This window comes from Pseudoalteromonas aurantia 208, assembly GCF_014858725.1.
GTDB lineage: Bacteria > Pseudomonadota > Gammaproteobacteria > Enterobacterales > Alteromonadaceae > Pseudoalteromonas > Pseudoalteromonas aurantia.
The window spans coordinates 709,470-721,975 of the sequence record NZ_AQGV01000012.1; the positions used below are offsets into that span (position 1 = coordinate 709,470).

Genomic DNA, 12,506 nt, shown 5'->3' on the forward strand with positions numbered 1-12,506 from the left:
GAAATTTGTTCAAGTTTTAGTGAGTGTGATGAGAGGATCTTGTCCCGCACTCACTTGTTTCAATGGATGATAGCATGGTCCGAGTTTTTCTGCATTGATGAGCACCAAAGAGCCCATTGTAGGGGCCACCGAGCTGGGAATATCAAAATAGGCCAAAATTTCTCCTTGTTGTATATCGGTTTTACCAAATGCATTAGCCGTTTGATATTGGGCACTCGAATATTCAGCGGGGATCAGTATGTTGACGAGTACTTTTAGGCCATTTTGTGCAGTAATAATATATTCTGTTCCATGACGATTAATTTGTTCAATGGTTCCGTGTACAGGTGACACTACTTTACAGCTACTCAATTGCACGCAAACACCTCTACCAAGCATCCCTTGAGAAAATAAAGGTTCTGGGTGTGAGCTCAGAGGTAAAACCTTGCCACTGAATGGGCTTGCAAGGTGCATGAACGGGTTTGGTATTGCGTTGATAGGAGTGTAAGCGATGACAGGGGAAAATTGCATTTAAAGCACCATATAACCGTCTTTTTTTAAGGCATGAATAGCAATATCAATTTGCTGCTCTTTAACTAAAATGAAATCAGTATCATAGGTGGACATCGCAAAAATAGAAATATTTGCATTAGCAAGTACCCCGGAAATATCAGCCATGATCCCCGTGAGAGAAAAGCCTAAAGGGCCAACAACTTCTAATGCTCGCCAGTGCTTTTCTGCCGAAAAACTATGCAGTTTTATATCACTAGGACAGACAATTGATAACTCCTCATCGGTTTTGGCAATAAAAAAAATACTTGCATTTAAAACCGTTGTGGGGATTGTATCATCACAGTCTAAGCTATGAATGGTAAAGTCTTGGTTGAGCAACTGTAAGGTTTGCTTTGACATCCCGTAAGCTCTATAAAAACTAATTAAGTTAATAGTATAGCCAAGCGATAAAAATTAAAACCTTTTTAACACTTGGCTAAAGCAACTCAGCTTTGTGAGCTAGCGTCTATGATTTGCTGTGCTTGAATGGCTGTGAGTGCAATTGTATAAACAATATCATCCACTAACGCACCACGACTTAAATCATTAACCGGTTTGCGCATCCCTTGTAGCATAGGGCCAATACTGATTAAATCAGCACTTCTTTGTACCGCTTTATAGGTAGTGTTACCGGTATTTAAATCAGGGAATACAAATACAGTGGCTTTTCCCGCAACCTTGCTATTCGGGGCTTTTTTCTTCGCAACATTCTCCATAATTGCTGCGTCATATTGTAGCGGTCCATCAATATCTAAATCTGGACGTTTTTGCTGAGCGAGTTCGGTGGCTTCGCGCACTTTATCAACGTCAGCACCATGCCCAGAAGTACCCGTGCTATAACTTATCATAGCAACACGTGGTTCAATGCCAAATGCAGCGGCAGAATCTGCAGACTGAATCGCGATATCTGCTAATTGCTCAGCGGTTGGATCTGGGTTAATAGCGCAATCACCATAGACGAGTACTTGATCTGGCAACAACATGAAAAAGACAGAACTCACTAAAGATGAGCCAGGTGCTGTTTTAATGAGCTGTAATGACGGACGTATGGTGTTTGCTGTTGTATTAACGGCGCCTGAGACAAGCCCATCAACTTGAGACTGTGCAAGCATCATGGTACCGAGTACTACATTATCTTGTAGCTGCTCCTCAGCAACAACCTCTGTTAGCCCTTTATTTTTACGTAACTCCACCATAGGCACAATGTAATTACTTATCTCATTATGAGGTTCACAGATTGTAACATTTTCGTTTAGTTCAACGCCTTGTTGCAGGGCAATACGCTCAATTTCTTCTCTATCCCCCAATAAAACAGTTTTCGCTATACCACGTTCACCACAAATTGCGGCTGCCTTAATAGTCCTTGGTTCGTTACCTTCAGGTAGGACAATGGTTTTATCTGCTTTACGAGCAAGATCTGTTAATAAATAACGAAAAGCAGGAGGGGATAGTTTTCGTGTTTTCGCTACCCCTTGCGCTAGGCTATCTAGCCACTCTGAATCTATGTGGTTAGCATTATGTTGTTTAACCTTATCAATACGCTGCTCATCATCACTTGGTACTTCCATATTAAAGTTATGCAGTAGTAATGAAGTGCGCCATGTATCAGCATCTGTTGCAAGAATCGGCAATCCTGTTTCCATTGCTTGTTCACATAAACTCATAATGCGAGGTTCAGGTTTGAATCCACCAGTCAGTAAAATTGCACCTAACTTGGTACCATTCATTGCAGATAGACAAGCTGCAACCAGAATGTCAGAGCGATCACCTGGCGTTACTAACAGCGCGCCAGGGGTAAAGTGATTGAGAATGTTTGATACTGTTCGGGCACAAAATGTCACACGGCGAAGGCGTCTGTGCGCCATATCTCCTGCATTCATTATTTCAGCATTTAAATAGTTGCTTAAATCAATAACGCGTGGTGCAACCAAATCAAAATCCCACGGAATGGCTGCGAGCAGCTTAAATGGATGTTTTCTAAAGATGGGCAGAGAGGCCAGTCTATTTATTTCGTTTTCTAACTCTTCTGGCTTATGTTGATCGACAAGGTCGGCACGTGCACGGCCTTCTTCATCTAGGGGCGCATTTACTTTATTAAAAATACAGCCCAAAACACGACTGTGGTCGACACCTCCATAATTACCCGCCGCAATCTCGAGCCTATCTTCTAGTTGGCTGTTATTGTCATTGCCAGGTGTGAGCACAAATACGATGTCAGCCCCCAGCGTTTGTGCAATCTCACGGTTTACCCGGCCCGCATAGGGCTGTAGGCGAGTTGGCACCATGCCTTCGATAATTGCAACTTCATCATCAGAAATGGCACTTTCAAAGCGCTCAACTATTTCTTCAAGTAAATCATCCCCTTTACCATCACCTATCATTTGTTCAGCATAGCTTAGCGCGAATGGAGTTGGTGGTTGTATGGTTGATCCTTGTTGAACTATGACCGTTGATTTCTCTGGGCCTTCATCGTCTTTACGTGGCTGTGCAATTGGTTTAAAAAAATTGACTTTAACAGTTTTTTGCTCAAGTGCACGTACTAGACCAACAGAGATAGACGTTAGACCAACACCAGTTGAGATAGGGATGAGCATAATACGACGACCCATATTATTGCTCCTGAGCGATTGTTGCAGCATCGGTTGCAATAACCCACTCTTCATTAGTGGGGATCACAATGGCGCATGGTTGAATTTGAGAGGTGATAACGCCTTGATTACCAAAACGGGCAGCAAGATTTTTGTCTGTATCAATATTTAACCCTAAGAATGCGAGCATATTAACGACTTTACTTCGGATCACATCTGAATTTTCACCGATACCGCCAGTAAAAATGAGTGCGTCAAGTCCACCTAAAGGGACGACGAATGCGGCAATTTGTTTTGCAAGTCGATAACAAAAAATGTCCAGAGCTAGGGTTGCTTGTGGGTGTCCCTGCGCTGCGGCTTCTTCAATTGCACGACAATCATTTGATAACTCACTGATGCCTAATAAGCCGCTTTTCTTGTTCAGTAGTTCATCGACGGCGCTGGCCGTGTAATTTAGCTGATTAACTAAAAATGAAAATAACCCTGGGTCAATGTCACCGCTACGTGTACCCATGACTAAACCCTCTAAAGGTGTAAGGCCCATACTGGTGTCTACAGATTTCCCATTTTTAATGGCTGCTACTGAACAACCATTCCCTAAGTGCGCGCTAATAACGCGAGATTGATCATGAGATAGACCTAATATTTTATGTGCCTGGGTCGATACATAGTAATGACTGGTTCCATGAAACCCATAACGGCGAATACCATGTTCGGTGTATAAAGCATAAGGTATCGCATACAAGAATGCGTGTTTGTCCATGGTTTGATGGAAAGCGGTATCGAATACCGCGATTTGCGGTAGGTTTTCAAAAGCATGTTGTGCTGCGGTAATACCGAGCAAGTTTGCTGGGTTATGTAGGGGGGCGAGTACACTTGTTTGTTTGATCGCATCAATCACGTTATCATTGATGAGTACTGATTTCGTAAAGTGTTCGCCACCGTGTACAACTCGGTGACCAACAGCGATAAGGTTCTGCGCTAAATCGAGTTGCTTGACTAGCTTGACAAGTTGCTTGATAGCAACTTGGTGTGCATCACCTGCGTTTAAGTCAATGCATTGTTTGCTGCCATTGTGTTTATACTTAATCAGTGGAGCTTGTTCAGCAAGGCGTTCGGCTAAACCGGATAACGCCTCAGCGCCAGAGTTGATATCGATAATGGCAAACTTAAGGCTAGAACTACCACAGTTTAGAACCAGGACATGCGAAGATGACATAATGACTTTCCGTTTTTGACAAGAACAGTAAACGCGTATTAAGCTAATAGTGAGGTTGCACTACAGCTACACGTTAGACAAAGGTATAATTGACTTATTAAGACTATAATTTTACCTGATTATTTACTTAAAAGTTAGCACCTAGGAGTTATGATGCAAAAAAGTCTTATTTCACAAGTGCAGCTTGGACGCCAATATGCCAAAGAATGGCCTATGCGAAAAGAACTCGCGCCAATGTTTGCTGAGTTTAGAGTAATAAAAGCCACTGAACTAGGGTTAACAGTGATGCCGATGCTGGCTATTTTTACGGTGTTTTTTCAAACCAGCCAGTTAGGTATGGAATATCTACCACAAGCAATTACGATTGCATTGTTTTTCTTATCTTTACCTGTCCAAGGGTTGTTGTGGCTTGGTAAACGAGCTGAAACATCATTAAATCCCTCACTGGCTTCTTGGTATAACGAGCTTTATCATAAAATGGTGGCAAACGGGTATGACACTCCGCTTGCTTCCAGTAAGCCGAAATATAGAGAATTAGCAAAACTATTGACAGATATGTTTAATAAAATGGACAAAGCATTTACGAAAGAACAGTTTTAGTAAAATTAATACGGTGTGCGAGAAAATATTGACTCGCACACTATTTAGTTAAACAACAGCCGGAGAAAATTCACTAATATAGAATGATAAGGTAACCCTGTGAGATGACTTTTTATGAAGTGCTTCGTAATGAGATGGTTTAAACTTCCATGCAAAAGGTGTCATCATAATTAAATGCGCTATCGTTTCTGTCGGAATATCTTGCTGAACTTCTAATAGAGTTTGTGAGCGATACTCAAAGCCTGCTGGGCATTCAATGGCTTCGTGCAAATTGACTTCTTCATAAATACAATTTTTTAATTCAAATAAATGCTTTGGACCTGGGCTAACGATAATAACCTTGCCGTTACTATCACACAATCGGTGTAATTCATCCGAAAAGACCGGGGCAAAGATACTGACCAAAACATCTGCAGACTGGGCCTTAAATGGTGCTTGTTTAATCGATGCAACACTGAAATTAACATTCTTGTAGCGTTTGGCCGCGTATTTTATAGCTGACTTAGAAATATCAACACCATAAACCTGTGCTGTTGCAGATAGGTGCTGAGTAAAAGCTTGGGTATAAAACCCTTCACCACAACCCAAGTCGATCACGGTATTTGGGTTTGCTGCAATGACCCTTTGCGCAATTTCTTGACGTAAAAAATCATAATGATCGGTCGCGAAAAATGCACGTCTTGCTTGCACCATTTCTAAGTTATCACCGGGTTGCTTGGATTTTTTATTTTGCACAGGTAATAAATTGACATAACCTTCTTTAGCAAAGTCGAATTGGTGATGGCTGTCACATTGTAAACTTTGGTCGTTTGTTTTAAGCGGTTTACTGCACAGTGGGCAGTGATACATCAAAGTCATTTATCTAAATATTCCTGATCATAAAAGGTTTTCACCCATTCAGGGCGATAAGTAATTAATAAAGTAATGGTCATACCATTTAGCATGGCTTCGGGAAACCACATTAGCACTGAAAAGAACAAATAATTGTCATACAGTGTTTGCCAAGGGTATATATCTTGGGACCAAAAATAGCTGCTAGTCACTAAAATCTTAGTTGCAGCTATCAATCCTGCGCATATGAACGCACATACAAAAATGTAGACAAAAAAATGTCTAGGCAAGAAATTGTAACACAATACAAATAGTGCATAGCTTAAATAAATTGGGAGTAATGCTGTGAAAAGCAGGAAGTGCGCAAAATCATTGACTGATAAAGATGTAAAGTACAGTAATAAACAAGCCCCCACTAATGCACTCAAGCAGGCTAATCTCCAGCCCATAACGAGGGTGACGGCAGTAACGCCCAAAATGTGAATGTCAAGATAAGGCAAAATACCTGCTTTGATTTGCCATAATGCGGCAAATATCACCGCACATGCAAAAACCCCGGTTTGACGAGCGGGGTTTTTGAACAGGGCAATACACTCTACTTTATTTATGCTCAGCAGAAATAATGCCGTAACGATGAGATATTCGAGCATGTATTAGCAGTCGAAATCAGCCCAAATAGGGGCGTGATCTGATGGTTTTTCAATGCCCCTCAACTCATAATCAATCGCACTGATAGTGCAGTGCGGCATTAATGATTCAGTTGCTAAAATGACGTCTATTCTTAAGCCTCTATTATCGACAAACCCTTTTGAACGATAGTCAAACCAGGAATATAGATCACTGGCGTCCGGTGTTAGGGTTCTAAAAGTGTCTTTTAACCCCCAATCCATTAAGGTACTTAACCATTGACGCTCTTCAGGTTGGAAGGAGCACTTACCTGTTTTTAACCAACGTTTTTTGTTCGGTTCACCAATGCCAATGTCTAAATCAGTGGGAGAAATATTGATGTCTCCCATGATAATTAAATGCTCTTTTGGGTCGCAATATTCTTGCAAATGAGTCATTAAATCAGCATAAAACTGACGTTTATACGGGAACTTTGTCTCATGACTAATATTATCCCCTTGCGGAAAGTAGCCATTCATTATTACGACTTCTTCACCCGCTGCATTTTCGAATGTCCCACTGATCATTCTCTTTTGTGCATCTTCTGAGTCAGTTGCAAATCCTTTTTGAATACTTTTAGCTGGTTTTTTCGACATTAAAGCTACACCATAGTGTGCTTTTTGTCCGTGGAAGTATACGTTGTAACCCATGGCTTCAACATCTTCAATCGGGAATGCTTCGTCATGTACTTTGATTTCCTGCAATCCGATGACATCAGGTTGGTGTTTATCGATGATGGCTTGTAATTGATGTAGACGAGCCCTTAGGCCGTTGATGTTAAAAGAAATGACTTTCATATATTGATCGATTATTTCGCTATGGTCAGGTGAAGGATAGTTTATCATTTAATTTCATAACTGACATGATCTAGATATAAAAACCAAAGGTTAATTTTTGATCGGTTTATGTATAAATGTATGTAAATGTTACAGTGGGCGAGAGAAAAAATCACAAAGATGTGAATGGTCTATTAAATTAGCTTTTAAGACTTAATGAATCATTTACAAAGGATGGTTTGGCTATATAATGCGCGCAAATTCATCTTTGTTGGGTATATTATGTTTAAATTTATCTCTTTGGTTGTTGCGGTTTCTACTACTTTGTCAGTTCAGGCTGAGAAAGTACAATATACTCAGGGCGATGCTTCTGTTGCGTCAAAAGTGTGTGTTATTGCTGCCGAGGAAGGGCTAAGTGCTGCACGCGCTGCAGCATCACAACACGGTATTCATATCTCTCGTTTTTCGGCGAGTGTATTGTGCAATGGTGAAGATATTCGTGATGTGGCAAAGAAGGTGAACAATGACACTCATTCAGACGCAAAAAAAGTGGCTCTTTATGCAAAAACGTCAACATCAGCAACAGAGTTATGCATAAAAGCAGCTAAAAATGGTTTATCAAGTATTTCAAAATATGGTCATAAGGCACGTAGCTTACGTTGTAATGATGTACCAGTGAGAGAGTTCGTTAGAAAGTTTGAAAATACGGCAATTTAAATACGATTATTATCGTGAATTGTTTTGATAAAAGCGCCAGACAATGAGTCTGGCGTTGTTATTTTACTCACTGCTAAATAGCCGCTTATGCGTCCTTCTAGCGTACTCATCAGTCATGCCAGCTAAATAGTCAGCGAGTACTCGCATTTTCTCTGCTTTTGAAGTTGCCTGCATGTATAATTCTTGTGTTGTATATGGGAGTAAGCGTAGAGGATCACTAGCCAAAGCTTCAAATACGTCAATCAGTAAATTTTGACCACTAAATTCGATTTGTTGCATTTTAGGCTCTCGAATTAAGCGCTCAAAAACAAACGTTTTTAATACTTGAAGAATTGCTGCGTATTCAGCATTTATTTCAACGCTGTATTTGAGTAATGGCGATTCAAAGTCATTATGTTGTATGACTAAATGGCTATTAATAATAAATAAGTTTACGAGCTCCCCAATGGCGTCTTTTCGTAATGACTCGTCAAAAGAGAATAACCTTTCGGTTAGCGTATTTAAGTTGTTACTGAGCCATTTAGATGGCACTGCTTTGAGTTGTGGTAATGCGTAGTTTTGCCAATCAGTTAAGCTGAGTGTACTCGTGGCGATGGCATCTTCCAAGTCATGGACAGCGTAAGCAATGTCATCTGCCAGCTCCATTATCGCGCAATCTAAAGACTTAAATTGTGTTTTGCGTTTGTGGCTGTCAAAAGGTCTGTTGGTTTGCAGTAGCCTACGGTCTGTCTCTGAAAAAGGATCGAGAACCCAATTAAAAACGTCTAAATCACATCGATATACGCCTTTAGCTGGGAGCCAATCTTTGGCTTTAATGAAACGTCGATTAGTGTCGTGTTTTGGTATGTTGAACCACAAAGTATCAATAATGGCGGGATATTTAATAAACCCTAATAATGTACGCCGAGTAAGGTTCATTCCAAATCCATTACTGTAGGGTTCAAGTTTAGACACAATCCTTAAGGTTTGTGCGTTACCCTCAAACCCACCGTATTCTCGCATTAAGTAATTAAGCGCGGTTTCGCCACCGTGGCCAAATGGCGGATGGCCAATATCATGTGCTAGGCATAGTGTTTCGATTAAACTGGTCGAAGGGAAATGTTCAAAATCAGGGTTTTGAATACGTAAATGGCGTAGTACACCACTGCCTATTTGTGCAACCTCTAATGAGTGAGTAAGTCGAGTTCTATAGAAGTCGTTCACACCGATACTCATTATCTGAGTTTTTGCTTGTAGTCGCCTAAATGCAGCGGCATGAATAATACGTGAACGGTCTACTTGCCACGCAGAACGATTATCGTTTGGCCGGTTTTTCTGTTGTTCCGATAGTCTATGTTGCCAAGCAGACTGCATAAGTACTCCATGATTAATGGGCATAGTAACGCACGTTGTACATATCGATTATGCGGTGAATACGCATAAACTCGCGTTTAATTGCTACTTTAAGTATAATACGCCGTTAGTTTAAAATGAAAGAACGAAGTAATAGCGTACACATATGCTGATAGTAGCAAGTTATATCAGTAACTTACAGCCAAATTATGGATATAGGCTGGTACGCTCAATGATGAGGAAAGACATGCAAGTCAATGTAGTTAGAGTAGTCATTTTTATAGTGTCATTATGGGGGTTAGCTTACCCATTTTTGTATAAACCAGCTCCAATCATAAAACCAAGTGAAACCACCCCGGTGGTGATTGAGACACCGCCAATTGTTGCCGAAAAACCGTTACACACTGTGAGGCTCCCAAAATTTTCGCAGATAAAAGAGGTTGGACAAAAGAAGCAACAATTTTTTGATTTTATAAAGCCACACATTATCGCGGAAAATAAAGCTATACAGCAGCAGCGTGCAAGTATTGAAATTGCACTTATGATGTTACAGTTTGATGAAGTATTAACGGGTGCACAAACCGACAAGTTGAATAAAATATATGATTATTACCGTTTGGAGGGTGAGCGTTATACCGAAGAGAGTTTAAAAGTCGCGCTATCTCATGTTGATGTGATCCCCAAAGAGTTGGCGTTAATGCAAGCGGCAAATGAATCTGCATGGGGGACTTCTCGGTTTGCACGTATTGGATTAAACTTTTTTGGTCAATGGTGTTACAAAAAAGGATGTGGCATGGTGCCGCGACGTAGAGATAATGAAGCGGAGCATGAGGTTGCTGCATTTCAATCCGTTCGAGCTGCCGTTAAGTCGTATTTTAGAAACATTAATACACATGAGGCTTACCAAGGACTAAGAGTAAAACGTTCCGAATTAAGAAGTAATAAACAACCAGTTGAAGCAACTGCATTAACGGCTGGTTTGATTTCATATTCAGAACGTGGAGAAGCATATGTAAATGAACTGAATGATATGATCAGACACAATAAGGCTTATTTTGATGAAGAGTAATTGGTTTTGCACGGCAGTGTTATTAAGCATGTCGTTTATGTCACAGGCCACAGAGTTTGTGGTGTCATATGATGGTTTTTACGACAGATTGAAAGTAATTGAAAAAGGTGAGTTCGAGTTCGCTCGTATAAACTTCTATGTTGTAGACAGTACAACGTTGGCACCTTGTACAATTGGTAGTGGGAAAATTATAACAGAAAATAGCGAAGCACCTTTGGCGTATACAGAGCAAGCTCAATTACTGTTACCATTTGATAAAAAGCTAGACAAAGATAAAGCGGTGCTGGTTATAGAACCCCGTGACCCTCAGCATCAATGCCAATTGAAATTTCAAATTGAAGCAGAGCATTTTGATACAATGCAATTGACTAAAGCGAGTTTATATCAATTACACAATGAATTTGATACGTTACTTTCTGATCTGTCAGGTTTTTTTGTTAGTAAGTTAATGCGCTTTTTACTACCGGAACAAAAAGGGGTGATAGTTGAATTCTCTCAACCCGTGACTTTAGATAATATAGATATTAAGTGTGAACGTACATTATGTCATTTTGCAGTGGATGCGACGTGGGATGGAATTGAAACTGCATTAGTAGATACGCCAGCTTCGATTGTGTCAGTGAAACCTTGGATATCAAAATAGGTCTTTTACGCTTAGTTCTGATATCTAACGAGCTATAGAGGTACGAGTGTGAAGGTAACGAATAAAGTCGACGATGTGCAGCTATTTTTTGGTGATGTGACGATGTTGGAAATAGTTTTCTAAGGTTGAACCGATATTAGCAATTAATCATATGAATTAGTACGGCACTTTAAGTGCCGTTTTCTATGTCTACTTTTTAATAAAAGCGCTATAGATGACGATGTGTTGGAATATTAAGTGGGAATACTTGTAAAATATGATTTTGTTGCTATATTAGGTACCTGGTTGAGGCCAACATTAAAATAAGGATTATCAATGAAAACTCTATCAATACTATTTGCTGGTGCAGTTTTATCTTCAGTGGCTTACGCGGCGGATACTATTCCCGATGGCTGGGCAGGCACTTACAAGGGGGAGTGTGAGCTTATTTCTCCTCGACACGGGTCTTATTATAACTTTGCAATGTCTTTAGAAATTGCGGCACAAGATACTGGTAAGGTTTCGTGGACGCTCAGTTATGGCTCAGGGCAATCAGCAAGTGTACGTAACTATAATCTATTAACAATCAATGCTGATAGAGGCCATTATGCTGTGGATGAAAATAACGGGATTGTGATTGATCAATTCCTAACAGGTAATGAGTTTATAAGTATGTTTGAAATTGGCAGTAGTAAAATTCAAACAACATACGCACTCGATAGCAATGGAACAATGGATGTGTCAATGGATAGTTTTACTTTTAAGACAATTCGTGATGCTGAAATCGGACCATACACTGTTGCTAATTACGGTTTCAAATCGAAACAAAAGTGCCGCTTATATAAGTGGTAAGTTGAATGCAACTTAACAAAGCAGTGGTTTGTAATTACTAGCCACTTCTTATGTACTAACTTCATGAAATTTGAAAAATACAAATGCTATAAATTTACCCTATCACGCATTAGTTGAATCTCTGGCCTCATTGCCTTTTCGCTGCAAGTACGCACCCAACTCGCCTTATTCTACGTTAAATTAATGTTATGCTGTGAATTGAATTAGTTAAAAACCTGGAGGTATAGGCTTATTTATTGACGAGTTCAATTTACCTGTTTTAAAGTTCAGCATGTCAGCTATTTTGGCATAATCGTCAAACCTGCTCACTTTCTTAATAGCCACTACTATCGTTGTTTTTTCTTATATAGTCAGTTGCATTAGCATACAAGTATGAGTCACAAAATGTGATAAATTTCATGTTCAATGTAAATAATATCGATATCTAAACAAAACCCTTAATCAATGGCCAGGGTATTCTATTTCACTATTCGGCAAAATAAAAAATAAGTAATTGATATAAATAATTATGTTTTTATTCTCACCTGTCGGCTACCACTTTTCACAATCAAGATTTTAGTTTCAAAAAGTACTCTGTTTTTTCAAGAATTACCTAAGATTAAAGTTTACATGTTGTTAATGTAATTGACTGTAATTTACCCATGCAATTATATTCAGTACTATCTATTAAGATACTGATTCATAGATTCACGATGTTGAGCAG

The 12,506-nt window shown here is 39.8% G+C and carries 13 protein-coding genes; 5 read left to right on the top strand and 8 right to left on the bottom strand.

From position 1 onward, the window contains the following. Positions 1 to 9: 9 nt before the first annotated feature. The 4 genes from PAUR_RS07225 to PAUR_RS07240 form a co-directional block, all read right to left on the bottom strand. Positions 10 to 510 carry a PTS glucose transporter subunit IIA gene (locus PAUR_RS07225; RefSeq protein WP_192507113.1) on the bottom strand — a complete coding sequence of 167 codons (501 nt, stop codon included), beginning with the start codon at positions 508 to 510 and terminating at the stop codon, positions 10 to 12. Further along, positions 511 to 891 (bottom strand): ACT domain-containing protein, encoded by a 381-nt coding sequence (locus PAUR_RS07230; protein ID WP_192507114.1) that lies wholly within the window; start codon positions 889 to 891, stop codon positions 511 to 513. 86 nt (positions 892 to 977) lie between these two features. Continuing rightward, a complete protein-coding gene (pta, locus tag PAUR_RS07235; protein ID WP_192507115.1) occupies positions 978 to 3,140 on the bottom strand; it encodes a phosphate acetyltransferase in 2,163 nt (720 codons plus the stop codon). Between the two features lies 1 nt (position 3,141). Next, positions 3,142 to 4,338, bottom strand: coding sequence for an acetate kinase (locus PAUR_RS07240; protein WP_192507116.1), 1,197 nt, complete (start codon positions 4,336 to 4,338; stop codon positions 3,142 to 3,144). Positions 4,339 to 4,491: 153 nt separating this feature from the next. On the opposite strand from PAUR_RS07240, the gene yfbV reads away from it, so the two are divergent. Continuing rightward, entirely contained in the window at positions 4,492 to 4,938 is a 447-nt protein-coding gene (yfbV, locus tag PAUR_RS07245) for a terminus macrodomain insulation protein YfbV (protein WP_192508526.1), read from the top strand. A 48-nt stretch (positions 4,939 to 4,986) separates the two neighbouring features. Here the strand turns inward: yfbV and rlmA are convergent, their stop codons facing one another. The 3 genes from rlmA to xthA are packed head-to-tail and all read right to left on the bottom strand — an operon-like array spanning position 4,987 to position 7,232. Then, positions 4,987 to 5,796 (bottom strand): 23S rRNA (guanine(745)-N(1))-methyltransferase, encoded by an 810-nt coding sequence (gene rlmA / locus PAUR_RS07250; RefSeq protein WP_192507117.1) that lies wholly within the window; start codon positions 5,794 to 5,796, stop codon positions 4,987 to 4,989. Continuing rightward, a complete protein-coding gene (locus PAUR_RS07255) occupies positions 5,793 to 6,419 on the bottom strand; it encodes an energy-coupling factor ABC transporter permease (protein ID WP_192507118.1) in 627 nt (208 codons plus the stop codon). Before PAUR_RS07255 ends, rlmA begins: the two co-directional genes overlap by 4 nt. A 3-nt stretch (positions 6,420 to 6,422) precedes the next feature. After that, positions 6,423 to 7,232, bottom strand: a complete 810-nt coding sequence (gene xthA / locus PAUR_RS07260; protein ID WP_192508527.1) for an exodeoxyribonuclease III — start codon at positions 7,230 to 7,232, stop codon at positions 6,423 to 6,425. A gap of 261 nt (positions 7,233 to 7,493) precedes the next feature. Between xthA and PAUR_RS07265 the strand changes: the two genes are divergently transcribed. Continuing rightward, positions 7,494 to 7,928, top strand: a complete 435-nt coding sequence (locus tag PAUR_RS07265) for an exonuclease III (RefSeq protein WP_225738307.1) — start codon at positions 7,494 to 7,496, stop codon at positions 7,926 to 7,928. A gap of 63 nt (positions 7,929 to 7,991) precedes the next feature. Here PAUR_RS07265 and PAUR_RS07270 read toward each other — a convergent pair whose 3' ends face one another. Continuing rightward, positions 7,992 to 9,281, bottom strand: coding sequence for an anti-phage deoxyguanosine triphosphatase (locus PAUR_RS07270; RefSeq protein ID WP_192507119.1), 1,290 nt, complete (start codon positions 9,279 to 9,281; stop codon positions 7,992 to 7,994). Between the two features lie 226 nt (positions 9,282 to 9,507). Between PAUR_RS07270 and PAUR_RS07275 the strand changes: the two genes are divergently transcribed. The 3 genes from PAUR_RS07275 to PAUR_RS07285 all read left to right on the top strand — a co-directional run bounded on the left by PAUR_RS07275 (position 9,508) and on the right by PAUR_RS07285 (position 11,803). Continuing rightward, positions 9,508 to 10,329 (top strand): glucosaminidase domain-containing protein, encoded by an 822-nt coding sequence (locus tag PAUR_RS07275; protein ID WP_192507120.1) that lies wholly within the window; start codon positions 9,508 to 9,510, stop codon positions 10,327 to 10,329. After that, positions 10,319 to 10,972: a DUF2987 domain-containing protein gene (locus tag PAUR_RS07280; RefSeq protein WP_192507121.1), complete on the top strand. Its 654-nt coding sequence runs from the start codon at positions 10,319 to 10,321 to the stop codon at positions 10,970 to 10,972. Before PAUR_RS07275 ends, PAUR_RS07280 begins: the two co-directional genes overlap by 11 nt. Before the next feature lie 315 nt (positions 10,973 to 11,287). Beyond that, positions 11,288 to 11,803, top strand: coding sequence for a hypothetical protein (locus tag PAUR_RS07285; RefSeq protein WP_192507122.1), 516 nt, complete (start codon positions 11,288 to 11,290; stop codon positions 11,801 to 11,803). Positions 11,804 to 12,506: the final 703 nt, after the last annotated feature.

Coding starts and splice junctions, on each gene's coding strand:
- PAUR_RS07225 (WP_192507113.1), bottom strand. CDS start 510: ATGCAATTTTCCCCTGTCATCGCTTACACTCCTATCAACGCAATACCA.
- PAUR_RS07230 (WP_192507114.1), bottom strand. CDS start 891: ATGTCAAAGCAAACCTTACAGTTGCTCAACCAAGACTTTACCATTCAT.
- pta (WP_192507115.1), bottom strand. CDS start 3,140: ATGGGTCGTCGTATTATGCTCATCCCTATCTCAACTGGTGTTGGTCTA.
- PAUR_RS07240 (WP_192507116.1), bottom strand. CDS start 4,338: ATGTCATCTTCGCATGTCCTGGTTCTAAACTGTGGTAGTTCTAGCCTT.
- yfbV (WP_192508526.1), top strand. CDS start 4,492: ATGCAAAAAAGTCTTATTTCACAAGTGCAGCTTGGACGCCAATATGCC.
- rlmA (WP_192507117.1), bottom strand. CDS start 5,796: ATGACTTTGATGTATCACTGCCCACTGTGCAGTAAACCGCTTAAAACA.
- PAUR_RS07255 (WP_192507118.1), bottom strand. CDS start 6,419: ATGCTCGAATATCTCATCGTTACGGCATTATTTCTGCTGAGCATAAAT.
- xthA (WP_192508527.1), bottom strand. CDS start 7,232: ATGAAAGTCATTTCTTTTAACATCAACGGCCTAAGGGCTCGTCTACAT.
- PAUR_RS07265 (WP_225738307.1), top strand. CDS start 7,494: ATGTTTAAATTTATCTCTTTGGTTGTTGCGGTTTCTACTACTTTGTCA.
- PAUR_RS07270 (WP_192507119.1), bottom strand. CDS start 9,281: ATGCAGTCTGCTTGGCAACATAGACTATCGGAACAACAGAAAAACCGG.
- PAUR_RS07275 (WP_192507120.1), top strand. CDS start 9,508: ATGCAAGTCAATGTAGTTAGAGTAGTCATTTTTATAGTGTCATTATGG.
- PAUR_RS07280 (WP_192507121.1), top strand. CDS start 10,319: ATGAAGAGTAATTGGTTTTGCACGGCAGTGTTATTAAGCATGTCGTTT.
- PAUR_RS07285 (WP_192507122.1), top strand. CDS start 11,288: ATGAAAACTCTATCAATACTATTTGCTGGTGCAGTTTTATCTTCAGTG.